This is a genomic window from Bradyrhizobium sp. CSA207 (genome assembly GCF_029051685.1).
Lineage (GTDB): Bacteria > Pseudomonadota > Alphaproteobacteria > Rhizobiales > Xanthobacteraceae > Bradyrhizobium.
The window spans coordinates 1-24034 of sequence record NZ_JAACFT010000049.1; the positions used below are offsets into that span (position 1 = coordinate 1).

21 protein-coding genes and 1 pseudogene are annotated in these 24034 nt (G+C 64.8%); 7 read left to right on the top strand and 15 right to left on the bottom strand.

Annotation, left to right across the window (positions count from 1 at the left end; translation table 11 throughout):
* Positions 1-153 precede the first annotated feature (153 nt).
* Positions 154-1404: a nucleoside transporter C-terminal domain-containing protein gene (locus GWG65_RS36190; RefSeq protein WP_275200219.1), complete on the bottom strand. Its 1251-nt coding sequence runs from the start codon at positions 1402-1404 to the stop codon at positions 154-156.
* A 159-nt stretch (positions 1405-1563) separates the two neighbouring features.
* Between GWG65_RS36190 and GWG65_RS36195 the strand changes: the two genes are divergently transcribed.
* Positions 1564-2802, top strand: coding sequence for an MFS transporter (locus GWG65_RS36195; RefSeq protein ID WP_275200259.1), 1239 nt, complete (start codon positions 1564-1566; stop codon positions 2800-2802).
* Positions 2803-2930: 128 nt separating this feature from the next.
* On the opposite strand, the gene GWG65_RS36200 is transcribed toward GWG65_RS36195, so the two are convergent.
* The 5 genes from GWG65_RS36200 to GWG65_RS36220 all read right to left on the bottom strand — a co-directional run bounded on the left by GWG65_RS36200 (position 2931) and on the right by GWG65_RS36220 (position 8050).
* Positions 2931-3689, bottom strand: a complete 759-nt coding sequence (locus tag GWG65_RS36200) for an SDR family oxidoreductase (RefSeq protein ID WP_275200220.1) — start codon at positions 3687-3689, stop codon at positions 2931-2933.
* A 26-nt stretch (positions 3690-3715) separates the two neighbouring features.
* Positions 3716-4474: a proteasome-type protease gene (locus tag GWG65_RS36205; RefSeq protein ID WP_275200221.1), complete on the bottom strand. Its 759-nt coding sequence runs from the start codon at positions 4472-4474 to the stop codon at positions 3716-3718.
* A gap of 190 nt (positions 4475-4664) precedes the next feature.
* On the bottom strand, positions 4665-5513 hold the full coding sequence (locus GWG65_RS36210; RefSeq protein ID WP_275200222.1) for a transglutaminase family protein: 849 nt from the start codon (positions 5511-5513) through the stop codon (positions 4665-4667).
* A gap of 169 nt (positions 5514-5682) precedes the next feature.
* On the bottom strand, positions 5683-6627 hold the full coding sequence (locus GWG65_RS36215) for an alpha-E domain-containing protein (protein WP_275200223.1): 945 nt from the start codon (positions 6625-6627) through the stop codon (positions 5683-5685).
* A 4-nt stretch (positions 6628-6631) separates the two neighbouring features.
* Positions 6632-8050, bottom strand: coding sequence for a circularly permuted type 2 ATP-grasp protein (locus GWG65_RS36220; RefSeq protein ID WP_275200224.1), 1419 nt, complete (start codon positions 8048-8050; stop codon positions 6632-6634).
* 224 nt (positions 8051-8274) lie between these two features.
* On the opposite strand from GWG65_RS36220, the gene GWG65_RS36225 reads away from it, so the two are divergent.
* From GWG65_RS36225 to GWG65_RS36235, 3 genes are all read left to right on the top strand, one after another.
* On the top strand, positions 8275-9012 hold the full coding sequence (locus GWG65_RS36225) for a molybdopterin-binding protein (RefSeq protein ID WP_275200225.1): 738 nt from the start codon (positions 8275-8277) through the stop codon (positions 9010-9012).
* A gap of 126 nt (positions 9013-9138) precedes the next feature.
* A complete protein-coding gene (gene gpt / locus GWG65_RS36230) occupies positions 9139-9666 on the top strand; it encodes a xanthine phosphoribosyltransferase (protein ID WP_148742438.1) in 528 nt (175 codons plus the stop codon).
* 101 nt (positions 9667-9767) lie between these two features.
* On the top strand, positions 9768-10385 hold the full coding sequence (locus GWG65_RS36235) for a hypothetical protein (RefSeq protein WP_275200226.1): 618 nt from the start codon (positions 9768-9770) through the stop codon (positions 10383-10385).
* Positions 10386-10430: 45 nt separating this feature from the next.
* On the opposite strand, the gene GWG65_RS36240 is transcribed toward GWG65_RS36235, so the two are convergent.
* On the bottom strand, positions 10431-11453 hold the full coding sequence (locus tag GWG65_RS36240; RefSeq protein ID WP_275200227.1) for a methionine synthase: 1023 nt from the start codon (positions 11451-11453) through the stop codon (positions 10431-10433).
* Positions 11454-11556: 103 nt separating this feature from the next.
* On the opposite strand from GWG65_RS36240, the pseudogene GWG65_RS36245 reads away from it, so the two are divergent.
* From GWG65_RS36245 to GWG65_RS36255, 3 genes and pseudogenes are all read left to right on the top strand, one after another.
* Positions 11557-11739 (top strand): annotated as a pseudogene (locus GWG65_RS36245) (thiol:disulfide oxidoreductase); the annotation flags it as partial.
* Positions 11740-11866: 127 nt separating this feature from the next.
* Positions 11867-12475, top strand: a complete 609-nt coding sequence (locus GWG65_RS36250) for a 2-hydroxychromene-2-carboxylate isomerase (RefSeq protein ID WP_275200228.1) — start codon at positions 11867-11869, stop codon at positions 12473-12475.
* Positions 12475-13452 carry an NADPH:quinone oxidoreductase family protein gene (locus GWG65_RS36255; RefSeq protein ID WP_275200229.1) on the top strand — a complete coding sequence of 326 codons (978 nt, stop codon included), beginning with the start codon at positions 12475-12477 and terminating at the stop codon, positions 13450-13452. The genes GWG65_RS36250 and GWG65_RS36255 overlap by 1 nt, the downstream gene beginning before the upstream one ends.
* A gap of 146 nt (positions 13453-13598) precedes the next feature.
* Here the strand turns inward: GWG65_RS36255 and GWG65_RS36260 are convergent, their stop codons facing one another.
* The 8 genes from GWG65_RS36260 to GWG65_RS36295 all read right to left on the bottom strand — a co-directional run bounded on the left by GWG65_RS36260 (position 13599) and on the right by GWG65_RS36295 (position 23929).
* The gene (locus GWG65_RS36260) at positions 13599-14489 is read right to left on the bottom strand and encodes a crotonase/enoyl-CoA hydratase family protein (protein ID WP_275200230.1); all 891 of its coding nucleotides are present in this window, start codon (positions 14487-14489) and stop codon (positions 13599-13601) included.
* Between the two features lie 140 nt (positions 14490-14629).
* A complete protein-coding gene (locus tag GWG65_RS36265; protein ID WP_275200231.1) occupies positions 14630-16051 on the bottom strand; it encodes an amidase in 1422 nt (473 codons plus the stop codon).
* On the bottom strand, positions 16044-17216 hold the full coding sequence (locus GWG65_RS36270) for a M20 aminoacylase family protein (protein WP_275200232.1): 1173 nt from the start codon (positions 17214-17216) through the stop codon (positions 16044-16046). The genes GWG65_RS36265 and GWG65_RS36270 overlap by 8 nt, the downstream gene beginning before the upstream one ends.
* A gap of 13 nt (positions 17217-17229) precedes the next feature.
* Positions 17230-18735 carry a M81 family metallopeptidase gene (locus GWG65_RS36275; RefSeq protein ID WP_275200233.1) on the bottom strand — a complete coding sequence of 502 codons (1506 nt, stop codon included), beginning with the start codon at positions 18733-18735 and terminating at the stop codon, positions 17230-17232.
* Between the two features lie 206 nt (positions 18736-18941).
* Positions 18942-20591: an ABC transporter ATP-binding protein gene (locus GWG65_RS36280; protein ID WP_275200234.1), complete on the bottom strand. Its 1650-nt coding sequence runs from the start codon at positions 20589-20591 to the stop codon at positions 18942-18944.
* Between the two features lie 159 nt (positions 20592-20750).
* Positions 20751-21638, bottom strand: coding sequence for an ABC transporter permease (locus tag GWG65_RS36285; RefSeq protein WP_275200235.1), 888 nt, complete (start codon positions 21636-21638; stop codon positions 20751-20753).
* A 23-nt stretch (positions 21639-21661) separates the two neighbouring features.
* On the bottom strand, positions 21662-22603 hold the full coding sequence (locus GWG65_RS36290; RefSeq protein ID WP_275200236.1) for an ABC transporter permease: 942 nt from the start codon (positions 22601-22603) through the stop codon (positions 21662-21664).
* 195 nt (positions 22604-22798) lie between these two features.
* Positions 22799-23929, bottom strand: coding sequence for a M20/M25/M40 family metallo-hydrolase (locus GWG65_RS36295; protein WP_275200237.1), 1131 nt, complete (start codon positions 23927-23929; stop codon positions 22799-22801).
* Positions 23930-24034: the final 105 nt, after the last annotated feature.

The following is a 24034-nucleotide window of genomic DNA, read 5'->3' on the forward strand; positions in this document are numbered from 1 at the left end:
TAATCGTCCACACGTGGCGGAAGGAAGCTTGGCTGATCCCGGCTGATGCCGGTCTTGAAAGTGCGATTCGCCATGCCGAATCGTACCCTCGTTTGCTCAAATGAAGATGAAATTCTTGCCCAGTCTCTACGCTCCATCCGGGCTACGGGTGCCTTACGTCACCACCCCCACGATCGCTCCCATCAAACACGTCGTCAGCGTGCCCGACACGATCGACTTCAGCCCGAGCGCGTTGATCTCCTCGCGCCGTTCCGGCGCCATCACCCCTAAGCCGCCGATCATGATGCCGAGGCTGGCGAAATTGGCGAAGCCGCACATCGCATAGAGCATGATCAGCCGCGAACGCGCATCGAGTGCGTCCGGTCCGAGTTTTGACAGGTCGACATAGGCGATCAGTTCGTTGAGCACGGTCTTGGTGCCCATCAGGCTGCCGGCCGTCACCGCCTGATCCCAGGGCAGCCCCATCAGCCAGCACACCGGCGCCATCACCAGGCCAAGCAGCCGCTGCAACGAGATCGCGGCGCCGCCGATGTTCGGCAGCAGGCCCAGAATGGCATTGACGAGATAGACCAGCGCCACCAGCACCAGCAGCATGGCGACGATGTTGATCAGCAGCTCGATTCCTGCGCTGGTCCCTTTCACGATCGCATCCATCGTGCCGGAGACGTGCATTTCCGGATCCTCCAACGCGCCGCCGGTACGCTTGTCCGAGGTTTCCGGCACCATGATCAGACTGACGAGGATTGCAGCCGGCGCGCCCAGCACCGAGGCGATGACGAAATGCGCGGCGGCATCTGGAATCAGCGGCGCCAGCAGCGTCGCATAGAGCACCAGCACCGTGCCGGCGATGCCGGCCATGCCGCCGGTCATCACCAGGAACAGCTCGCTGCGCGTCATCTGCGCCAGATATGGCCGAATGAACAGCGGGGCCTCGACCATGCCGAGAAAGATGTTGGCGGCGGTCGATAGACCCACGGCGCCGCCGACCCCGAGCGTGCGTTCGAGCAGCCAGGCCATTCCGCGCACGACCGGCGGCAGCACCCGCCAGTAGAACAGCAGCGTCGTCAGCACGCTCATCACTAGCACGATCGGCAGCGCCTGGAACGCCAGGATGAAATCGGCGCCCGGCGCCTTCAGATCGAACGGCAGGGGGCCGCCGCCGATATAGCCGAACACGAAGGAGGAGCCGGCGCGCGAAGCCGCCGAGATCGCGCCGACCGCATCGTTGATGGCCCCGAAGGCATGCGCGACGACGGGCAGCTTCAACAGGACGAGCGCGGTGACGAAGGTGACGACAAGGCCGATCGCGGCCTGGCGCGCCGAGACCTTGCGGCGATTCTCCGCCAGCGCCCAGGCGATCAGTAGCAATGCGAAAACGCCGAGTGCCGATTGCAGGCGCAGCATGATGTCCCCAAACCCTCAATGATTATGGCCGCGCGTGCGTTGCAAACGCAATGCCGGGAAAGCAGGGAAACGTCCCGCTGTTGACAAGCAGCCCCGTCTCGGCCACGCGGGGCACGTCGATATCAGGAGGCGGATGGTCCGCGCGTGACCAGCGAGGCAATGCCACAGCAGCCAGTTTCAGCGAATCCGCCGGTCAGCGCCCGCATGCTCCTCGCCCACCGCGCCTTCCTGTTCTTCCTGCTTTCGCGCAACCTGTCGCGCTTTTCCAGCCAGATCGCGGCGGTCGCGATCGGCTGGCAGATTTACGAGCTCACCGGCTCGGCCTTCGACCTCGGCATGGTCGGCCTCGTGCAGTTCCTGCCCACCGCGCTGCTGGTGTTCGTCGCCGGCCACGCCGCCGACCACTATGAGCGCAAGCGCGTCGTCCAGCTCTGCCAGCTCGCGAATGCCGCAACCGCGTTCTATCTCGCCGTCAGCACCTATCTGGGCGCAGTCGGCGAGGTGCAGATCTTCGTGGCGAGCTTCGTGCTCGGCGTTGCCGGCGCTTTCGAAAGCCCGACCACCGCGGCGCTGCTGCCGCTGATCGCACCGCAAGGCTCGCTCCAGCGTGCAACCGCCGTCGCGAGCGGCGCGGCGCAGGTCGCGACCATCACCGGGCCGGCACTCGGCGGCATCGCCTATGCCGTCGCGCCGCATCTGGCCTACGCCGTGATGGTGCTGTTCTGGATTGTTGGGATGATCCTGACCGGTTTCATCCGGCCGCGCCCGCAGGCCGTCGCCAAGGGTACGGTGGACGCCGACAATATCTTTGCCGGCGTTCGCTTCATCCGCAGCAATCCGGCGATCCTCGGCACCATCTCGCTCGATCTGTTTGCGGTGCTATTCGGCGGCGTCACCGCGCTGTTGCCGATCTATGCCCGCGACATCCTCCAGACCGGCCCGACCGGGCTCGGCATCCTGCGCGCCGCGCCGGCCGTCGGCGCGCTGGCGATGACCATGGTGCTGGCGCGTCACGCCATTTCGCGTCACGTCGGCCTGCGCATGTTCCAGGCCGTGATCGTCTTCGGGGTTGCCACAATCGTGTTCGCGCTGTCGTCCTGGATGTGGCTGTCGGTGCTCTCGCTCGCCATCCTCGGTGCCGCCGATACGATCAGCGTTGTGATCCGTTTCTCGCTGGTGCAGCTCGCGACACCCGACGAGATGCGCGGCCGCGTCGGCGCGGTCAACTTCCTCTTCATCAACGCCTCGAACCAGCTCGGCCAGTTCGAAAGCGGGGTGGCGGCCGCGCTGCTCGGCGCCATGCCCGCCGCCGTCCTCGGCGGCGTCGCCACCGTCGCGGTGGCGCTGCTGTGGATGAAGCTGTTTCCGAGCCTGCGGAAGGTGGAGAGTTTGGAATAGGGCTACGCCCTCTCCGCCGTCATTGCGAGGAGCTCTTGCGACGAAGCAATCCAGACTGTCTCCGCGGCAAGATTCTGGATTGCTTCGCTGCGCTCGCAGTGACGATTGTGGAGGCGCCGCGTTTTTATCTAGCCCCGTCCCACGAACGGCATCTTGGTCGCCATCACCGTCATGAACAGCACGTTGGCGTCCAGCGGCAGACCGGCCATGTAGGCGACGGCGTCGCCGACCGCCTTGGCGTCCATCCGCGGCTCGTGCTTCATGGTGCCGTCGGCCTGCATCACGCCGGGGCCGGCCACCATGCGGTCGGTCATCGGCGTGGCCGCATTGCCGATGTCGACCTGGCCGACCGCGATGTCGTACATGCGCCCGTCAAGGTTGGAGGCCCTGGTGAGGCCCGTGATGGCGTGCTTGGTCGAGGTGTAGGCTGCCGAGAACGGCCGCGGCGCGTGCGCCGAGATCGAGCCGTTGTTGATGATGCGCCCGCCCCGCGGGGTCTGGTCCTTCATGATGCGGAAGGCGTGCTGGGTGCACAGGAAGGGGCCGGTGAGGTTGGTGTTCACCACCGCCTGCCAATGCTCGAGGCTCAGATCCTCGAAATTCACCGGCGGTGCGCCCATGCCGGCATTGTTGAAGAGCACGTCGAGCCGGCCATAGGTCTGCGCCACCTTGGCGAACAGCGCAGCGATCGAGCCGGGATCGGTCATGTCGGCGGGGACGCAGAGGCTCTTTCCCTCCGGGCCGAGCTTTGCGGTCTCCTCGAGCTTGTCCAGCCGGCGCCCCGCGAGCACCACGGTGAAACCGGTGTTCATCAGCGCCAGTGCTGCCGCCCGCCCGACTCCGGTGCCGGCGCCCGTCACCACTGCGATCTTTTTTGCTTCGCTCATTGTTTCCTGCCTTTTCTCTTATGCTGTCAGGTTTTGGGTTCTTTTTCGTTCTTGTAGGGCGGCCGCGGGATGTTCTGGTGCGCCGCGCGCAGCGCCGCCGACCAGCGCGAGCGCAGATCGTGGAAATAGGGCTCGCCCGCCTCGATGCGGTGGTTGAGATCGGCTTCGCAGGCATCGCTGCGCACCACCAGCACGTCGATCGGCAGGCCGACGCCGAGGTTCGAGCGCATGGTCGAGTCCATCGAGATCAGGCCGGTCTTCAGCGCCTCGTAGAGCTCGACGTCGTAATGCATGGCGCGGTCGAGCACCGGCTTGCCGTATTTGTGCTCGCCGATCTGCAAATAGGGCGTGTCGGTGGTGCACTCGATGAAATTGCCGGCGGTGTAGACCATGAACAAGCGCATCCGCGCGCCCTTGATCTGGCCGCCGAACAGGAAGGAGACGTCGAACGAGACGTCCTCGGATTTCAGCGCCGGGCCTTCGGTGGCATGCACCGCCCGGATCGCCCGCCCGATGCGCTGGGCCGCCTGGAACATGGTCGGCGCGTTCATCAGCGTCTCGATGTCGCCCGTGTCGGGATCTTCGAGGCCTTCGGTGAGCGTGGAGAGCACCGACTGGCTGATGGCAAGGTTGCCGGCGCTGGCGATCGCCATGATGCGGTCGCCGGGCTTGGAGAAGACGTGGAGCTTGCGAAAGGTCGAGACGTTGTCGAGGCCGGCATTGGTGCGGGTGTCGGCGATCATGACGAGCCCGTCCCGAACCAGGATTCCGCAACAATAGGTCATTTCCAGTCCCCGAACGCGAGCGTTTGCGCGGAATTACTAGCCAATTTCAAGGGGCTGGTCCAACCCCAATTCCCGAGGGTGAGGTCGTCATTCCGGGGCGCGACGAAGTCGCGAGCCCGGAATCCATTCGTCCGCTAACTCTGTGGCCTGATGGATTCCAGGCTCGCGCTGTGCGCGTCCCGAAATGACACTAGCTCTGCCGCAGCGATTGAGACTGCGATTGGCCGCCGCGGCCGGCCTGCTCGACCTTGACCGCGACCGTCAGCGTCTCCGTGCCGCCGCCATAGCGGGTGCCGCGCACCGGCGCTGCGCCGAGATAGTCGAGCCCGATCGCGACGCGCACATGGGCGTCGGTGGTGCAGATGCTGTTGGCGGGATCGAAGCCGACCCAACCCAAATCGGGCACGAAGGCTTCGGCCCAGGCGTGCCCCGCCTCCTGGTTGACCGTGCCGTCGGACCGCAGGAAGTGGCCGGAGACGAAGCGCGCCGGCACACCGGCGGTGCGGGCGCAGGCGATGAAGATGTGCGCGTAGTCCTGGCAGACGCCGCGCTTGAGCGTGAACGCTTCGGCTGCCGACGTGCCGCTGTTGGTCGGGTCCTCGTCGAAGGTCATGTGCTCGCTGATCTGGGTCATCAGCGTGTGCAGGAAGCCGAGCGTGTCGCTCTCGGCCTCGCTGCGCAACTGCCGCGCCACCGCCGCCATCGCCGGATTGACCTCGGTAAGTTCGGTCGTGCGCAGGAACATGCCGGCCGGAAAGCGCTCGTCGGCGCCGCGCAGCACCCCGCCGGTGTCGTGGGTCTCGATCAGGCCCTCGGCGGTGATCTTGATGTCGCCGACGGGTCCGCAGGACAAGACATGGGTGACGTTGCCGAACGCGTCCTCATGGGTGTCGAGCTTGGTATCGGTCGAGACGTCGATCTGCCATTCCGCCACGTACTGCCCGTCGTGGCTGCCCGGCGTCATGCGCAGGATCTGGATCACGCCGGTGACCGGCGGTTCGTAGCGATAGGTCGTCGTGTACAGGATTCGCAGGCGCATGGTGGACCGTGCAGCTAGTGGTTAGGCCCGACTGCCTACCGCGAAGGAGCTCGTCATGCCCGGGCGTGTCCCGGGCATCCACGCTCTTCCTCGACGCGTGGAAGCAAGAACGTGGATGGCCGGGACAAGCCCGGCCATGACGATATCCCATTTCGTCAGCCGAGGGACATCAGATCAAATACTGCTTCGTGACGATTTCGCCCAGCCTGGAATTGTCGGCGATGAATTCCTGAATGAATTCATGCACGCCATGCTGGAAAATGTCGTTCATATTGCTGTGCTCGAGCCGGTTGCGGATGCCGCGGGCATGGCGCTGGGCCGGGCCCTGCCGCCCATAGGCGACGCCGATCTGGTCGAGATTGCGCACCAGATTGCCGTAGCAGCTTGCCAGCGACCGCGGCAGCGTGTCGTTGAGGATCAGGAGATCCGCGATGAGCCAGGGTTTCAGCGTCTCGCGATAGACCCAGTGATAGGCAGTCAGCGCCGAGACCGAGCGCAGGATCGAGCTCCACTGATAGAAGTCGAGCGGGCCACCGACGTGCTCCTCCTCGGGCAGCAGCACGTGATACTTCACGTCGAGAATGCGCGCGGTGTTGTCGGCGCGTTCGAGATGGAGACCGAGGCGCGAGAACCAGTAGGCGTCGTTGCGCAGCATGGTCCGGTAGGCCGAGCCGTCGAAGCGCAGCGAAGTCTCCTGAACGAAGCGCAGGAATTTTGCCAGCTCCTCGCGTGTCGAGGTGCCCTTGCTCCAGACTTCCTGCAATTCGATCCAGGCCGAATTGATGGTGTCCCACATCTCGCTGGTCAGCGCCGTGCGCACCGAGCGCGAGTTCAGGCGTGCCGCCTCGATGCAGTTCCGGATCGAGGAGGGATTGCTCGCCGAGAACGAGAGATAGTCGACGACGTTGGCTTCGTTGGCTTCCTGATACTGCTGATAGAAGCTCGCGGCGACGCCGGCGGTCAGCAGCGCCGAGTCCCATTCATTGGTCTTGCCGATATAGGTAGCCGGAAGCGCGGTGACGCGCAGCGTCGCATCGATGGTGCGCGCGAGGTACTCGGCCCGTTCGACGTAGCGGGCGAGCCAGTAGAGGTTTTCGGCGGTGCGCGACAGCATCTCTCTACTCGTCCAGGATCCAGGTGTCTTTGGTGCCGCCGCCCTGGCTCGAATTCACCACCAGGGAGCCTTCCTTCAGCGCCACGCGGGTGAGCCCGCCCGGCACGATGGTGGTGGTCTTGCTGCCGGTGAGCACGAAGGGCCGCAGGTCGACATGGCGCGGCGCGAGGCCGCTTGCCGTGCAGGTCGGGCAGGTCGAGAGCGCCAGCGTCGGTTGGGCGATAAAGCCTTCCGGCTCGCGCTTGAGCTTTTCGCGGAAGGCTTCGATGGTCGCCTTGGTGGCGGCGGGTCCGATCAGCATGCCGTAGCCGCCGGAGCCGTGCACTTCCTTCACGACGAGTTCGCCGAGATTGTCCAGCACATAAGCCAGATCCTTCGGCTCGCGGCAGCGCCAGGTCGGCACGTTCTTCAGGATCGGCTCCTCGCCGAGGTAGAATTTCACGATGTCGGGCATGTAGGAGTAGATCGCCTTGTCGTCGGCGATGCCGGTGCCGACGGCGTTTGCGAGCGTGATGTTGCCGGCCGCATAGGCGGACATCAGCCCGGGTACGCCAAGCACGGAGTCGGGGCGGAAGGTGAGGGGGTCGATGAAATCGTCGTCGACGCGGCGGTAGATCACGTCGACCCGTTTCAGCCCCTCGGTCGTCCGCATGAACACTTCGTTGTTCTTGATGATGAGGTCACGTCCCTCGACAAGCTCGATACCGAGCTTATCGGCGAGGAAAGAGTGCTCGTAATAGGCGGAGTTGTAGACGCCGGGCGTGAGCAGGGCGACCGTCGGCTCGCCCGAGGCGCCTTGCGGCGCCACCGAGCGCAGGGCGGAGAGCAACTCGTCCGGATAGCGCTCCACCGGCGCCACCCTGTGGCGGGCGAACAGATCCGGAAACAGCCGCATCATGATCTCGCGGTTTTCCAGCATGTAGGACACGCCGGACGGCGTGCGTGCGTTGTCCTCGAGAACGATGAAGTCCTCGGCGTCGACCCGGACGATGTCGATGCCGGCGATGTGCACGTAGACGTCGTGCGGCACCTGCTGGCCGTTCATCTCGGGACGGAACACCGGATTCTGGAAGATCAGATCGTCGGGCACGACCTCGGCGCGCAGGATGTCGCGGCCGTGATAGATGTCGCGCAGGAACATGTTGAGCGCGCGCACGCGCTGTTTCAGGCCCTTCTCCAGCAGCGCCCATTCCTTGCCGGACATGATCCGCGGAATCACGTCGAACGGGATCAGGCGCTCGGTCGACTCGGCCTCGCCATAGACGGCGAAGGTAATGCCGATCCGGCGGAACAGGAGCTCGGCCTCCTGACGGCGATATTCGAGCGCCTCGGGAGGCGTCTCCTTGATCCAGCGCGCCAGCTCCTGGTAGGCGGGGCGAAGGTCCCCACCCGGAATGTTCATTTCGTCAAAGGCGACTGCCATAGATCCCGACTTGTCTCCGTGGCCATGCGGCAAGAGTGCATGACTTCCCTAGGTGGTAGCAAGGGCCGGGCCAGCGCGATATGCATGGACTGACGGCATTTGGGCGGGATGGCCGAAAAGCTGCCTGAAAAATTGGCTGAGGACTGCTTATTTCGGCAGCAAAACCGCGTGACTTCAACGCGTTACCCCGGCAAATTCGGCGCGACAGGTGAGGGACTTAAGGCATGAGCGAGATCGTCACGGCGGGCATTCTGGTCATCGGGGATGAAATCCTGTCGGGCCGGACCAAGGACAAGAATATCGGCTTCATCGCCGAATACCTGACCAATATCGGCATCGACCTCAAGGAAGTCCGGGTCGTCTCCGACGACGAGGACGATATCATTGCCGCCCTGAATGCGCTGCGGCAACGCTACACCTATGTCTTCACCACCGGTGGCATCGGGCCGACCCATGACGACATCACCGCCGACAGCGTCGCCAAGGCGTTCGGCGTCGGCATCGACCACCATCCCGAAGTGGTGGCGCGTTTCCGCGAACGCTGGAGCGAGCAGGACCTCAACGAGGCCCGGTTGCGCATGGCCCGCATCCCCGACGGCGCCGAGTTGATCCAGAGCGCGACCATCCTCGCCCCCGGCTTCAAGATCGGCAATGTCATCGTGATGGCGGGCGTGCCGTCGATCATGCAGGCGATGATGGACATCGTCTCGCCCAAGCTGAAATCCGGTGTCCGGATGCTGTCCGAATCGGTCCGCGCCAATGCGCGGGAGGGCGATATCGGCGGCCCGCTGCGGGCGATCGCCGCCGAACACCCCGACACCATCATCGGCAGCTATCCCTTCATGGACGAGGACTCCAAGCCGAACACCAATTTGGTCGTGCGCTCGCGCGATGCGGACAAGCTCGCGGCGGCGATGGCGGCGGTAAAGGAAATGCTGGCGGGATTGAACATCACCCGCTAAAGCGCCCGGCTTGCCGTGCGCTTTAGCTCTTTATTTGAGCATGATCTTGTCGGAAAACCGCTACGCACTTTTCCGGATCATGCTTTGGCAGGAAAGCTGCCGGACGATGATTGGCAGGAGAGGACGATGGGCGGTGAAACACCGGAACTGAGCGCGCAGGAGCGGGCAGGCAAGGCCTTTCCGGTCTCGTGGGACCAATTCCACCGGGATTGCCGGGCGCTGACCTGGCGGCTCAACGAGGTCGGCCCATTTCACGCGGTGATCGCGATCACCCGCGGCGGCCTGGTGCCGGCCGCGATCGTGGCGCGCGAACTCGGCGTGCGCGTGATCGATACCGTCTGCATCGCCAGCTACGACCACACCAAGCAAGGCGACCTTCAGGTTCTCAAGGGCATTTCCGACGCGGCGATGAAGCTCGGCGGCGGCACCGGCAAGGGACTGCTCATCGTCGACGATCTCGTCGACACCGGCAAGACCGGCAAGCTGGTGCGTGAGATGCTGCCCGATGCGCATTTCGCCACCGTCTACGCCAAGCCGAAGGGACGCCCGCTGGTCGACACCTTCATCACTGAAGTTTCGCAGGACACCTGGATCTTCTTCCCCTGGGACACCGCGCTCTCCTACCTCCCGCCGCTCCGCGACGGCGCGGCGTGATCTTCGCTGTCATTGCGAGCGAAGCGAAGCAATCCAGTCTGCTCCCGCGGATGCATTTCTGGATTGCTTCGCTTCGCTCGCAATGACGCGCGGAGGCAGCCATGCCTCTGCAAAACCGCGTCACCCCGACCGGCGACATCATCGCAACGCCGCATCGCGGCCTGTTCACCGGCAATCGCGGCATCATCCATGATCCCGCGACAAAGACGCTCCTGAACAAGCGCTGGTCGTCGCCGGCTTGGATCACCTGCCTCTGCGAATTCCGCGGCTGGCGGCGGCCGGTGATGGCACGGCGGAGCTGGACCGAGCTGTTCTTTCTCGATGAGGCCACGGCTTTTGCCGCGGGCCACCGGCCTTGCTTCTTCTGCCGCCGCGACGATGCCAAGCGCTTTCGTGCCGCATGGGAAGCGGGGAATGGTGCAAGCGACCTCAGCGCGAAAGCGATGGACGCGGTGCTGCATCGCGAGCGACTTGATCGCGGCAAGAAGCGACTGCATGCCCTTCCAATGCCACTGGCAGAATTACCCGACGGCGCGATGGTGCGACAGGGCGAGGAGAGTTTCCTGGTGATGCAGGGCAGGGCGCTGCTGTGGTCGCCGGCAGGTTATGTCGCTGATGTGCGCGCTCCCGCTCGACCGATGTTGCTGACGCCACCGTCGACGCTGCGCGCAATCATCGCCGGATATCGGCCAGTGCTGCATCCGACGGCAGTCAGCTAGCGTAGTTGCTGACCCTGCCGATCCACGATCCGCAGGACGCCGCCATCACCCCAGCTTCTCGCGCGCCAGCGCGGCACCGGCGCCAAGCGCCATCAGCTTGGCTTCGGCGACCTCCCGCCGCATCGGCGCCATCCCGCAATTGGTGGTGGCGATGATGTTGCTCTTGGGTACGAATTTCGACACCGCATCGATCACCTGCACGACATCCTCGGCGGTCTCCACCGTGTCGCTGGCGACGTCGATCACGCCGGCCTGCACGATCTTGTTCTTGAGCAGCGCGAGCAGATCGAGCGGCACCTTCGAATTGCGGCACTCGATCGCGACCTGCTGGATCGGGCTCGCATCGATCGCCGGAAAGATCTGCTCATACTGCCGCCACTGCGCGCCGAGCGTCTCCTTCCAGTCGGTGTTGGCCTTGATGCCGTAGCCGTAGCAGATGTGCACGGCCGTGGCGCAGGTGAGGCCTTGCGCCGCGCGCTCGAGCGCCTTGATGCCCCAGTCGTTGACCTCGTCCATGTAGACGTTGAAGGCGGGCTCGTCGAACTGCACGAGGTCGACGCCATCGGCCTGCAACGCTTTGGCCTCCTCATTCAGGAGCTCGGCGAAAGCGAACGCCATCTTGACGCGATTGTCATAGTAACGGTCTGCGATGGTGTCGATGATGGTCATCGGGCCGGGCAGGGTGAATTTCAGCTTCTTCTTCGTATGCGTGCGTGCGACGCGGGCCTCGTCGGCATGGACGCGGCCCTTGAGCCGGAGCGGCGCGACCACTTGCGGCACCATCGCCTTGTAGCGGTCCTTGCGGATGCCCATCTCGACCTTGTGGGCGAAATCGATGCCCTCGACCTTCTCGAGGAAGCCGTGCACGAAATGCTGCCGCGCCTGCTCGCCCTCGGTGACGATGTCGATGCCGGCGTCCTCCTGGAGCTTCAGCCAGATCAGCGTCGCGTCGCGCTTGGCGCGAGAAAGCTCCTCGCCCTGCGACTTCCAGGGCGCCCAGAGCATGTTCGGCTCGGCGAGCCATTCCGGTTTCGGCAAGGAGCCGGCGATCGTGGTTGAAAACAGCATGGCGGCCCTCCCGGCGGGTTGTGATTGCGCCCCTTCCTGCCATGTCTTAACGTCGAGGTACAGAACAACAAAAGTCGGCTTTAAACCGGCGATAGCGACAGGGAAGGCGCAGGGTTTTACGCTCGACGACTATCCGAACGTGAAACGCTGGTACGCCGAGGTGCGCGCAAGGCCGCAGGTGCAAGCGGGGCTCGCGATCGGCAAGTTCGTCAAGGAACCGTTCGACGAGGAATCACGCAAGATTATGTTCGGCCAGCGTGCCAAGGAGTTGTTGGGGAAGCAGTAAGCTGCCGCTACACCCGTCATTGCGAGCGCAGCGAAGCAATCCAGAATCTTTCCGCAGCGACAGTCTGGATTTGCCTCGCTGCGCTCGCAATGACGAGGAGAGAGCGGAACAAACACAAGGAAACATCATGATCGAATTTTTCTTCGACTGCTCCAGCCCGTGGACCTATCTCGCCTTCCACAACATCCAGCCGCTGGCAAAGGCGCTCGGCGCCGAGATCATTTGGCGGCCGATCCTGGTCGGCGGCATCTTCAACACGGTCAATCCGAGCGTCTATGCGCAGCGCGAGACGCCGGTGCCGCTGAAGGCGCGCTACATGAAGAAGGATCTTGCGGACTGGGCGCGTTCCGCGGGCCTGTCGATCAAGATGCCGCCGACCGTGTTCCCGGTGAACAGCGTCAAGGCGATGCGCGGCTGCATCTGGCTCGGGAAAGACATGGTGCCGTTCGCGACCGCCGCGTTCGAGACCTATTGGGGCGATGATAAGGACATCTCGCAGGACGCGGTGCTCGCCGAGATCTGCAGGAAGGTTGGAATCGACGAGCAGAAATTCATCGCCGGCATTTCGGAACAAGGGATCAAGGACCAGCTCAAGGCCAACACCGAGGAGGTCGTTGCGCGCGGCGGGTTCGGATCGCCGACGATCTTCGTCGGCAAGACCGACATGTATTTCGGCAACGACCGCCTGCCGCTGATCCGCGAGGCGCTGCTGCGCCGCAAGGCGAGTGCGGCCTGATGGTTCGGGCGGTCGTCTGCCGCGAACTCGGCGCGCCCGAGACATTGCGGCTGGAGGAGTTTCCCTCGCGGCCACTGCAGCCGCGCGAGGTGCGCATCGCGATCCGCGCCGCTGGATTGAATTTTCCGGACGTGCTGATGGCGGCCGGCGACTATCAGCTCAAGCCCGATCTGCCGTTCACGCCCGGCATGGAGGCCGCGGGTGACGTGACCGAGGTTGGCGCGGAGGCGACGGGCGTTGCGGTCGGCGACAAGGTCATCGTGAAAATGCGCCACGGCGCCTTCGCCGAAGAAGCCGTGGCGACGCCGTCGCAGCTGACGCCGATGCCGTCAACGTTCGATTATGCGGAAGCTGCAACGTATCTCGCCGGCCATGGTACTGCCTATCACGCGCTGATCGACCGCGGCAGGGTCGAGCCGGGAGAGGTGTTGCTGGTGCACGGCGCCGGCGGCGGCGTCGGCCTTGCCGCTGTCGAGATCGGCAAGATGCTGGGCGCGACCGTGATCGCAACCGCTTCCAGCGATGAGAAGCTCACCATTGCCAAAGCGCGCGGCGCCGATCATCTCGTGCGTTACGACCGCGAGCCGTTTCGCGATGCCGTCAAGCGCATCACCGATGGCCGCGGCGCCGACGTCGTGTTCGATCCCGTCGGCGGCGAGGTGTTCGAGAACTCGTTGCGTTGCATTGGGTGGGGCGCGCGGCTGCTGGTGATCGGCTTCACCGGCGGCATCGGCTCGGCCAGGACAAATCTGCTGCTGATCAAGGGCGCAAGCGTGCTCGGCGTGCGTGCTGGCGAAGCGGTGCGGAAAAATCCCGCGCTTGGCGAGGTGCGACTGAAGGCGTTGCTGAAATGGGCGGAGGAGGGCAAGCTGCGCCCTAACGTGTCGCATCGCCTGCCGCTGGAGGATTACGCCAAGGCAATGCGGCTGCTGATCGACCGCAAGGCGATCGGGCGGGTCGCGCTGGTGATGAATTGACCTTGTCATGCCCCGCGAAGGCGGGGCATCCAGTAATCACCAGCGGTCGCGATATTCACGCTGGTGGAATACTGGATCACCCGCCCTAGTTGCGCAATTGCGCACAAAGCGGGTGATGACGGCGGAGCAAGGAAGCCCCATTCGCCTCACTTGTACTCCCGCTCGCTCCACCACGGGAAATAGTCCGGCATATCGCTGGACACCGTGTTCTTGAACTGCGCGGGGCGCTTCTCCAGGAACGACACCACGCCTTCCTTGACATCATCAGAGCGGCCGCGGGCGTAGATGCCGCGGCTGTCGATCTTGTGGGCCTCCATGGGATCGTCGGCGCCCATCATGCGCCACATCATCTGGCGTATCAGCGCCACCGACACCGGCGCGGTCTTTGCGCAAAATTCCCTGGCGAGCGCGCGCGCGGTCGGCAGCAGGTCATCCGGCGCCACGACCTTGCTGACGAGGCGGCCGGCGAGGGCTTCCTGCGCCGGGAAGACGCGGCCCGAATAGCACCATTCCAGCGCCTGCGAGATGCCCACGATGCGCGGCAGGAACCAGCTCGAGGCGGCCTCCGGCACGATGCCGCGCTGGGAGAACACGAAGCCGAAGCGTGCGGCCTCGGACGCGATGCGGATATCCATCGCGAGCTGCATGGTGACGCCGATGCCCACGGCGGGACCGTTCACCGCGGCAATGACGGGCTTGAGGCATTTGAAGATGCGCAGCGTCACCTGGCCGCCGCCGTCGCGCACCTGCGGATCGCTGTAATCCACCTTGCCGTCGGCGAAGCGTTTCACCGGCCCGCGCCGCGCATCGCGATCGAAGGTGTCGGCGCCGGAGGAAAGATCGGCGCCCGCGCAAAAGCCGCGGCCGGCACCGGTGACGATGATGGCGCGGACGTTGTCGTCCTTGTCGGCGGCGTCGAACGCGTCGATCAGCTCGGCCTGCATCTGCGCGTTGAAGGCGTTGAGCTTGTCGGGCCGGTTCAGCGTGATGGTGAGGATCTGCTCGGCGACCTCGTACTTGATCGTCTCATAAGCCATGGTGGTTTCCTTCCTTTCTTTGTTCTTTACGCAGGCTGTTGTCATGCCCGGGCTTGTCCCGGGCATCCACGTACTTGCTTCAGCGCAAGCGTATAGACGTGGATGGCCGGGACAAGCCCGGCCATGACGGAGTGTTCAGACTACTCCGCTGGCGGCTTGGGCCACGGCCGCTGCGGGCCGCGCAGGCCTTCGAACGCCTTGGCTATGCCGAGCACGCCGATATCGTCGAAACGGCGGCCGACGATCTGCACGCCGATCGGGAAACCCTTGGCGTCGAAGCCGCCGTTGATGGAGATCGCGGGATTCTCCGACATATTCCACGGCACGGTATAGGCGATGTGCTCGAACGGCTTCATGGGATCGTTGGTCGGCGATGCCCACTCCGCCGGATAATTGACGTTCGGCGCGGTCGGCGAGATCACATAGTCGAGCTCGCAGAACAGTTTTGACGCTGCGGCGCGGATCGCCATGGTCTGGTTGAAGCCGCGGATCACGTCGACGCCGGACAGCTTTGCGCCGGATTGACCCCATTTGAAGATGTAGGGCAGCACCTTGGCCTGCTCGGCGGGGGTGAGCTTCGACAGATCGTCCCACATCCGCGCGCGCCAGAAATTGTCGAGGCCGTCGAGCATCTCGCGCGTGAGGATGCCGTCGACTTCGGTGATCACCGCGCCGGCGGATTCGAATGCTCTCGCGGCCTTCACTGCGACGTCGCGCACCGGCTTCTCCAGCTTCTGGCCGACGCCGGGATCGAGCATCAGCCCGATGCGCAATTTGCGCGGAGACTTCTCCAACCCCTTCCAGTTGAGAGGTTCGGCGGGCAGGCTCATGCCGTCGCGCCGGTCGGGCTTTGCGATCACGCTCATCATCAGCGCGCAATCGTCGACCGTGCGGGTCATGGGTCCGGCGACGCGGCCGACATAGACGGGTTCGATCGGCACGCGCCCAAAACTCGGCTTCAATCCGACCAGGCCGCACCAGCCGGCGGGCAGGCGCACCGAGCCGCCGATGTCGGTGCCGAGATGCAAGGGTCCATAACCGGCAGCAGCGGCAGCGCCTGCACCGGCACTGGAGCCGCCGGGATTCTTGGTGAGATCCCAGGGGTTGCGCGCGAGCGCGTGGAAGCTGGAGAGGCCAGATGACAGCATGCCGTAATCGGGCATGGTGGTCTTGGCGAAGATGATCGCGCCGGCCTCGCGCAGGCGCGCGGCGGGCGGTGCATCCTTCTCGGCCGGCACCAGCTTGACGCTGGCTGCGCCCAGCGGCAACGGCACGCCCTTGGTCGCGATGTTGTCCTTGACCGTGACCGGCACGCCGTCGAGCGGGCCGCACGGCTCGCCACCGGTCCAGCGTGCGGTCGAGGCCTTTGCGGCCTCGCGCGCGGCGTCGGGGTCGAACGCATAGAGCGCCTTGAGATGCGGCTCCCACGCGGCGACGTGCTCGAGCACGTCCTCCAGCACCTCGCTCGGCGAGAACTGCTTTGCGCGATAGCCCGCGATCAGATCGACCGCAGAGAGATCGTGCAGCGGGGTGACCGCCTCTTCGACGCTCTTTTTATGCATGGGCACCTACCGGCATACGGGTCTCGATGATGCGGGCGAACACGCTGGCGCCGATCGGCAGGATCTTGTCGTCGAGCACATAGCCGGGATTATGCACCGGCACCGAGCCGTCATGGCCGACCCAGAAATAGGCGCCGGGAATGGTTTGCAGCATGTCGGCAAAATCCTCGCTGCCCATCTTCGGCTGGGTGCGGGTGATCACCTTGGCGGGATCGACGACGGTGCGCGCGGCCGCCTCGACCACCTGGGACTGCTCGACCTGGTTGACCAGCACGCCGAAAGTGTCGCGAATGTCGGCTTCGATCTCGCATTGGAAGGCGCTTGCGATACCGGCACAGATCGTGCGCATGCGTTCGCGGATCAGCGCGCGGACCTCATCCGAGAAGGCGCGGATGGTGCCGCAGAGATGCGCTTCGCCAGGAATAACGTTGTAGGCGGACCCGGCGTGGATCTGGGTGATCGAGATGACGGCGGACTGCAGCGGCTCGACGTTGCGGCTGACGATGGTCTGGATCGCCTGCGCCAGCGTGGTCGCGATCACCACCGCGTCCTTCGAGCGCTCGGGCATGGCGCCATGCGCACCATAGCCGGTGATACGAAGGTCGAAGAAGTCGGCGCCGGCCATCGCCGGGCCCGGCAGGATCGCGATCTCGCCGAGATTGAGGTCGGGCGCGTTGTGCAGGCCGTAGAGCTCGTCGCACGGAAACTTCTCGAACAGCCCGTCCTTGATCATCGCACGGGCACCGCCGAGGCCTTCCTCGGCCGGTTGGAAGATCAGATGCACGGTGCCGTCAAAGTTTTTGGTCTCGGCGAGATAGCGCGCGGTGCCGAGCAGCATGGTGGTGTGGCCGTCATGGCCGCAGCCGTGGAAGCGGCCGGGAATGGTCGAACGCCAGCGCAGATTGGTGTTCTCTTCCATCGGCAGCGCATCCATGTCGGCGCGAAGCCCAATGCGCTTGCCGCCCGAACCGCTGCCCTTGATGACGCCGATCACGCCGGTGCCGCCGAGCCCGCGATGCACCTCGATGCCCCAGCTCTTCAGCTTGTCGGCGACGATGCCGGAGGTGCGCACCTCCTCGAAGCCGATTTCCGGATGGGCGTGGAGGTCGCGGCGGATGGCGGTGAGTTCGTCGGCGTAGCCGTCGATACGGTCGATCGTGGGCATGTGTTCTGTCCGGTTAGCGTGATGGGGGATTGAAGACGGGGCCGTTCGGCTTGATGCGGATGCCGGGACGCAGGCGCGTCCAGGGCAGGGATGCGGTATCCGCCGGCATCGCGCCGGGCGCGGCGCAGATCATCAGCTTTGCCGCGATCGGCTCGAAATCGGCGCGGAAATGCACCGAGCTCTTGTTGACCAAAATCTTCTGTGTCGTCGGCTCGATGCCGACATAGCGGTACATCGCCTGGTCGGCGAGCTGCGCCTTGTGCGAGGAGACGACCACGCGGACGTCGCCGATGCGAAGGCAGGCGGACGGGCCCATCTCCATCTCGCGGCCGCCATAATAGGGACCGGGTGCGATGAAGCGGCCGTCGGAGAGTTGTTCGACGACGAAGGTCTCGCGATAGGGCTCGTCGCCGGGAATGCCGGACTTGCCGCCGAGCGACAGCGTCACGCTGGCGCCGACGCCAGCCGCATGCGCGGCCTTGGCGGATTCCGGATCGTAAATCGCGCCGGTCGCCGCGCTGGCCCTGTTGCGCACCAGCGCGCGCAACATGCCCGTGGTGTCGGAATCGCCGCCGGCGCCGGGATTGTCCTGGGTGTCGGCGATGATGATTGGCTTGCTGGCGTCCTTCGCGAGTTCCATGGCGTGACGTACGCCTTCGTCGGGCGACCAGATCTTGCCGTCGAAATCGTCCTCGCGGCTCTCGATCAGCTTCACGATCGCATCCGCCGCGCGGTCGGCATCCGCTTGCGTCTTGCCATAGGCGAACACGCTCGGCCCGCAATCGCGGAAATCGGCGGCGGGGAAGCCGGGGGCGAAGGACAGCGTCGGCACGGCGCCGTTTTCGAGGGCGGCGAGCTTCTCGTAGATGCCCTTGGTGGGCGGGTCGCTGGTGCATTGCCAGCTGATCGGGATCAGGAACGGCACTTGCCGGAACGCCTTTGTGAAGCGCTGCTTCGTGTTCAGAAGCAGTGCGAGATGTTTTGCACAGGCGCGTCCGGTCTCGGCCATGTCGACATGCGGATAGGTGCGGTAGGCGATCAGCGCGTCCGCATGTTCCATCATTTCGGGCGTGACGTTGGCGTGGAGGTCGAGGCTCGTGACCAGTGGAACGTCTTTGCCGATGACGCGGCGCACCCGCGCCAGAATCTCGCCTTCGCCGTCGTCGAGATGCTCGGTCACCATCGCGCCGTGCAGGTCGAGATAAACGGCATCGAGCGTGCCGGCGGCTGCGATGCCGTCGACCATCACCTCGACGATGCGCTCGAACGCATCCTTGGTGACGTGTGCCGACGGGCTTGCACCGCAGGCGATCGTCGGAACGAGTTCCCAGTCATTGGCTTCGGCGCTCTCGACGAAGCCGGCGAGGCCGACATTGATGCGCCGCATCACCTTGAGCACGTCGGCGCCTTGCGTCATCGCCGGCCAGCCGCCGCCATGCTGGAAGTCAGCGAAGGTCGCCTTGGTCGGCGCAAAAGTGTTGGTCTCGTGCAGAAAGCCGCCGACGGCGATACGTGTCATCTATTCAGTCCCACGCAAATGATGCGCGCGACGTTACCCGCCTTGGCGGCAAGAGCAAGCGAGGCAGACAATCGCGCCGCGCATGGGGTCAAGCCGTTTTGGGAATGCTTGCCACAATCACCGTCATTGCGAGCGAAGCAATCCAGAGTCTCTCCGCAGAGACGGTCTGGATTGCTTCGCTGCGCTCGCAATGACGAAGGAAAGGGCTATGCGCTTGCCGCCACACCTTCCGCCACCGGCCGGAAATTCGCAAAATCCCAGTCGCGACCGGGCGCTGCCTCGAGCAAGGCCTTGGTGTACGCCTCCTTCGGATGGGTCAGCACTTCGGCCGCCGGGCCCTGCTCGACGACGCGGCCGTGCTGCATCACCACGACCTCGTCGCAGATTTGCGCTGCGACGCGCAGATCATGGGTAATGAACAGGATCGCGATGCCGAGCCGCTTCTGGATCTCGTCGAAGAGTTCCAGCACCTGCGCCTGCACGGAGACGTCGAGCGCGGAGACCGCTTCGTCCGCGACCAGCACGTCGGGATCGAGCGCGAGCGCGCGGGCAATGGCGATGCGCTGGCGCTGGCCGCCGGAGAACTGGTGCGGATAGCGCGACACCGCGTCCGCGGGCAGGCCGACGAGCTCGAGCAGCTCGCGGGCGCGCTTCATCGCATCGGCGTGCGAGACGCCATAGTTGATCGGGCCTTCCGCGATGCTCTCGCCGACGGTGACGCGCGGGTTGAGCGAGCGGTAGGGATCCTGGAACACGATCTGGATCTTCTTCCGATGCGGTTGCAACAGCCGACGCGAGATGTCGGAGATCTCGCGGCCGGCAAGGCGTACGCCGCCGGAGGTCGGATCGATCAGGCGGACGATGCATCGCGCCACCGTCGATTTGCCCGAGCCGCTTTCGCCGACGATGCCGAGCGTGCGGCCCTTGCGCAGGGTGAGGGTGACCTTGTCGGCCGCGACGACCTCGCGGCCTTTGCCGAAGAACGCGCGCTCGCGATAGACCTTGCTGAGATCGTTGGCCTCCAGCACCACCGGTTCCTTGGTCTCCTCGCGTGGAGCGCGCGGCACCAGGCTCGGCACCGCGGCGAGCAGGTTGCGGGTGTACTCCATGGTCGGATTGCGCAGGATGGAATCGAGCGTGCCGGTCTCGACCAGCCGGCCCTGCCGCATCACCGCGACGCGGTCGGCGATCTCGGCCACCACGCCCATGTCATGGGTGATGAACAACACCGCGGTGCCGTGATCGCGCTGGAGGTCGCGGATCAGGGTCAGGATCTGCTTCTGGGTGGTGACGTCGAGCGCGGTGGTCGGCTCGTCGGCGATGAGGAGCTTCGGCTCCAGCACCAGCGCCATCGCGATCATGATGCGCTGGCGCTGGCCGCCCGAGAGGCGGTGCGGGTAGGAGGCGAAGATGCGCTCGACCTGGGGCAGGCGCACCTGCTCCATCATGTCGAGGATGCGCTTCTTCCGCGCTTTCGCGTCGAGATCGGTGTGGGCCCGCAAGACCTCGTCGATCTGGCGGCCGACCGGCACCACCGGATTGAGCGCGGTCATCGGCTCCTGGAAGATCATCGCCATCTGCGTGGCGCGCAGCTGCCGCAGCCGGCGGTCGGTGGCGGTCAGCAACTCCTCGCCGACCAGCTTGACGCTGCCGGCGGTCGGAACCAGCGTGCCCTTCGGCAACAGGCCCATCGTGGTGAGCGATGTCACCGACTTGCCCGAGCCGCTTTCGCCGACCAGGCACAGCGTCTCGCGCTCGTGGACCTGGATCGAGATGCCGTCGAGGATGCTCGCACCCTTCGGCTTCTTGCCAATGGAAACGACGAGCTTGTTGATGTCGAGGATAGGGTTGGTCATCAGGTCACTCCGTCGTCATTGCGAGGAGCCCGCGACAAAATTGCAAAGCAATTTTGCGCTGTAGCGACGAAGCAATCCAGAAATCTGTCCGCGGATGCAGACTGGATTGCTTCGCTTCGCTCGCAATGACGGAACAAGGGGAAAGGTCGGCGCGCCAAATCACTTCCCCTCCCGCTGCTTCATGCGGGGATCGAGGGCGTCGCGGGCGGCGTCGCCGATCAGGTTGATGCTGAGGATCGCGATCGACAGCAACAGGCCCGGCCAGAAGATCAGCGTCGGCTTGAGCTGGAAGTACTGGCGGCCCTCGGCCATGATGTTGCCCCAGGTCGGCGTCTCCGGCGAGATGCCGGCGCCGAGGAAGGAGAGGATGGCCTCGGTGAGGATCGCGGACGCGCAGACGTAGCTGCCCTGCACGATCAGGGGCGCGATCGTGTTCGGCATCAAATGCCGCCACATGATCTTCGGCAGGGACGAGCCGACCGAGATCGCCGCTTCAACATAGGGCTCCTCGCGCGCCGACAGCACGACCGAGCGCACCAGGCGGGCCACGCGCGGAACTTCGGGGATCGTGATCGCGATCAGCACGGTCCAGATGCTGGCGCCGGACAGCGACACCACGGCGATCGCCAGCAGAATGCTCGGCATCGCCATCAGGCCGTCCATGACGCGCATCATGACGGCATCGACCAGCTTGAAGAAGCCGGAGACGAGGCCGATCGCCAGGCCGATGACGATCGCCATGACCGCCGAGCCGATGCCGATCAGGAGCGAGATGCGGCCGCCATATATGACACGCGATAGGAGGTCCCGGCCATAGGCGTCGGTACCGAGCAGGAATTGCGCGGAGGAGGGTTTCAACCGCTGCGACGGCGCAAGCTGGATCGGATCGTGCGGCGCGATCAGCGGCGCCAGGATCGAGACCAGCACGATCAGCGCGAGGCAGACCGTTGCCGCGGCGATGATCGGCGTCGAGGTGAGGAATCCGAAGCGCGGCCGCAGCGGCGACGTGATCGGAATGGACGACTGGGGAAGGGTATCGACCGACATTTTTGTCCTTGGTTGTCCTTGCCTCAGTACCGGATCCGCGGATCCAGCAGGGTGTAGGCGACGTCGATCAAGAGATTGACGACGACGTAGATCAGCGACGTCAGCAAGATCATCGCCTGGATCACCGGGTAATCACGCGCCAGCACCGCATCCACCGTGAGGCGGCCGATGCCGGGAATGTTGAACACGCTCTCGGTGACGACGACACCGGAGATCAGAAGCGCAAAGCCGGTGCCGATCACGGTGATCACGGGCACGGCGGCGTTGCGCAGCGCGTGCCGCATCATCACGGCGACTTCGTTGATGCCTTTGGCGCGCGCGGTGCGGACATAATCCTCGCCGAGGACATCGAGCATCGCAGCGCGCGTCATGCGGGCGATCAGCGCGATATAGATGAAGGACAGCGCGCAGGTCGGCAGGATGATGCGCTCGAAGAACGGCCCAAAGCCGTTCGAGATGCTGCGGAAGCCCTGCACCGGCACCCAGCGCAGATCGATGGCGAAGACTTCGATCAGGACGTAGCCGACCACGAACACCGGGACCGAGAAGCCGAGCACGGACAGCCCCATCACGAAGCGGTCGATCCAGGTGCCGTGCTTCCACGCCGCGATCACGCCCAAGGGTACGGCGACGACGACGGCGAGGATGATGGTCGACAGCGCGATCGAGATCGACGGCTCGACGCGCTGGCCGATCATCTTCATGACGGGCAGATTGGAGATCAGCGAAGTCCCGAGATCACCGTGCAGGAGCTTGCCCACCCAGGTGACGAATTGGACGATCAGGGGATCGTTGAGGCCGAGCGAGGTGCGGATGCGCTCCAGCCGCTCCGGCGTCGCGTTGTCGCCGGCGAGAATGGCGGCGGGATCGCCGGGGGTGAGTCGGAGCAGAAGGAAGACGAACAGAGCGACCACGCCCATCACAGGCACGGCGGCGAAAATTCGGCGAAGGAGATATCCGAGCAAGTTGGATCCGTCAGATTAGAGTCAAATCGGCAGCAGCAGTCTTTGGCTGTTCTGCCACCAGCCTAACATTTCAGCAATTCCCGTGCCATTGGGGCCACAGGTTTTGCAGTGCGGCTAGTCGTTTGGGGGACGCCTCATTCAGCCATTCCCGAGGTCGATGCCGTCGCATCGCCTCGGACTCGCATAATGACTTGATTACTCCAGCGTCGCCAGCAACCCCGCCATCAGCCGACCGCGTTCGGCCAGGCTGTCGACCTCGATATACTCCTCAAGCGTGTGGACGTTGCCTCCGCGCACGCCCAGGCCGTCGAGAGTCGGGATGCCCATCGCACCGGTAAAGTTGCCATCGGAGCCGCCGCCGGCGCTTGCATGCGGCAGTTCCGCGCCGAGAGAGTTGGCGATATCGCGGGCTTTTTCATAAAGCGCCATGGTGCCGGCATTCGGTTCCCACACCGGTCGCGTCACACCGCGGGTGACCTTGAAGCTGACATCATTGGTTGTGCCCGACAGCGCCAGCATCCTCTCGACGCCGCGGTCGAGATCGGCCTGGCGCTTGGCCATTGAAAGGGCTTCGCCGGTAGCGGTCGTAGCAACGCAATTGACCCATTGTCCACCGTGCACGACGCCGACCGAGAACGTGCAGTCCTCGCTCGTCATTGCATCGATGGCGAGGATCTGCCGCGCCATCTCGCGGATGGCCGAGCGTCCCGCCGACAGCGTCGCGCCGGCGTGGCTCGGCCGTCCGGTTGCCTCGAGATTGAAGCGGGCGATCGCATAGCGCCCCGTGGTGACGCCGTTGTCGGGGCGGCCAGGCTCGGGCACTAGCACGTATTTATTGCGCGCGGCCTCCGCCTCGATGATGTCGCGCGTCGAGGGCGTGCCGACTTCCTCGTCCGGCGTGAACAGCACGGTGACCGGCAGCGGCGTCGTGAAAGAGGCGCGCGCCAACTGCCGGATCGCCTCCAGCGAGAGATAATTGCCGCCCTTCATGTCATAGATGCCGGGGCCGTAGCACCTGTTGCCCTCACGCCGCCATTTCAGCTTCTCGATCGTGCCGACGGGATGGACGGTATCCATGTGCCCGGCGATCAGGATGCCCGGCTCGCCCTGCTTCGGATGCGGGAAACGCGCGCGGACAACACCGCCAAAACCCTGACGGCCGGCGATGCGCTCGATCGTCGCACCCATGACCGCCATATCCCGCGCTGCGAGATCGAGCATGCGGTTCACGGCGTTGGCGTCCCAGGTCGGGCTTTCGCATTCCACCCAGCTGCGCAGGCCCTCGAGCATTGCCTCGGAATCAAAGGGAAGATTGGCTGGATTCATCTGGGTCTCTTCGGCTTAGAACGATGGATTTGCGCGTGCAGCGCGCGATGGGGGAAGGATCGGCGGACAGCGTTGTAGAGTGAAAGCGATCATTGTGGAGCCCGT

Bases quoted from the DNA above. Each gene is read 5' to 3' on its own strand.
- GWG65_RS36260 (WP_275200230.1), bottom strand. From the start codon at position 14,489: ATGGCTTATGAGACGATCAAGTACGAGGTCGCCGAGCAGATCCTCACC.
- GWG65_RS36210 (WP_275200222.1), bottom strand. From the start codon at position 5,513: ATGCGCCTGCGAATCCTGTACACGACGACCTATCGCTACGAACCGCCG.
- GWG65_RS36220 (WP_275200224.1), bottom strand. From the start codon at position 8,050: ATGGCAGTCGCCTTTGACGAAATGAACATTCCGGGTGGGGACCTTCGC.
- GWG65_RS36275 (WP_275200233.1), bottom strand. From the start codon at position 18,735: ATGACACGTATCGCCGTCGGCGGCTTTCTGCACGAGACCAACACTTTT.
- GWG65_RS36195 (WP_275200259.1), top strand. From the start codon at position 1,564: ATGCCACAGCAGCCAGTTTCAGCGAATCCGCCGGTCAGCGCCCGCATG.
- GWG65_RS36295 (WP_275200237.1), bottom strand. From the start codon at position 23,929: ATGAATCCAGCCAATCTTCCCTTTGATTCCGAGGCAATGCTCGAGGGC.
- GWG65_RS36190 (WP_275200219.1), bottom strand. From the start codon at position 1,404: ATGCTGCGCCTGCAATCGGCACTCGGCGTTTTCGCATTGCTACTGATC.
- GWG65_RS36200 (WP_275200220.1), bottom strand. From the start codon at position 3,689: ATGAGCGAAGCAAAAAAGATCGCAGTGGTGACGGGCGCCGGCACCGGA.
- GWG65_RS36235 (WP_275200226.1), top strand. From the start codon at position 9,768: ATGCCTCTGCAAAACCGCGTCACCCCGACCGGCGACATCATCGCAACG.
- GWG65_RS36285 (WP_275200235.1), bottom strand. From the start codon at position 21,638: ATGTCGGTCGATACCCTTCCCCAGTCGTCCATTCCGATCACGTCGCCG.
- GWG65_RS36280 (WP_275200234.1), bottom strand. From the start codon at position 20,591: ATGACCAACCCTATCCTCGACATCAACAAGCTCGTCGTTTCCATTGGC.
- GWG65_RS36255 (WP_275200229.1), top strand. From the start codon at position 12,475: ATGGTTCGGGCGGTCGTCTGCCGCGAACTCGGCGCGCCCGAGACATTG.
- GWG65_RS36250 (WP_275200228.1), top strand. From the start codon at position 11,867: ATGATCGAATTTTTCTTCGACTGCTCCAGCCCGTGGACCTATCTCGCC.
- GWG65_RS36240 (WP_275200227.1), bottom strand. From the start codon at position 11,453: ATGCTGTTTTCAACCACGATCGCCGGCTCCTTGCCGAAACCGGAATGG.
- GWG65_RS36205 (WP_275200221.1), bottom strand. From the start codon at position 4,474: ATGACCTATTGTTGCGGAATCCTGGTTCGGGACGGGCTCGTCATGATC.
- GWG65_RS36225 (WP_275200225.1), top strand. From the start codon at position 8,275: ATGAGCGAGATCGTCACGGCGGGCATTCTGGTCATCGGGGATGAAATC.
- GWG65_RS36265 (WP_275200231.1), bottom strand. From the start codon at position 16,051: ATGCATAAAAAGAGCGTCGAAGAGGCGGTCACCCCGCTGCACGATCTC.
- gpt (WP_148742438.1), top strand. From the start codon at position 9,139: ATGGGCGGTGAAACACCGGAACTGAGCGCGCAGGAGCGGGCAGGCAAG.
- GWG65_RS36270 (WP_275200232.1), bottom strand. From the start codon at position 17,216: ATGCCCACGATCGACCGTATCGACGGCTACGCCGACGAACTCACCGCC.
- GWG65_RS36215 (WP_275200223.1), bottom strand. From the start codon at position 6,627: ATGCTGTCGCGCACCGCCGAAAACCTCTACTGGCTCGCCCGCTACGTC.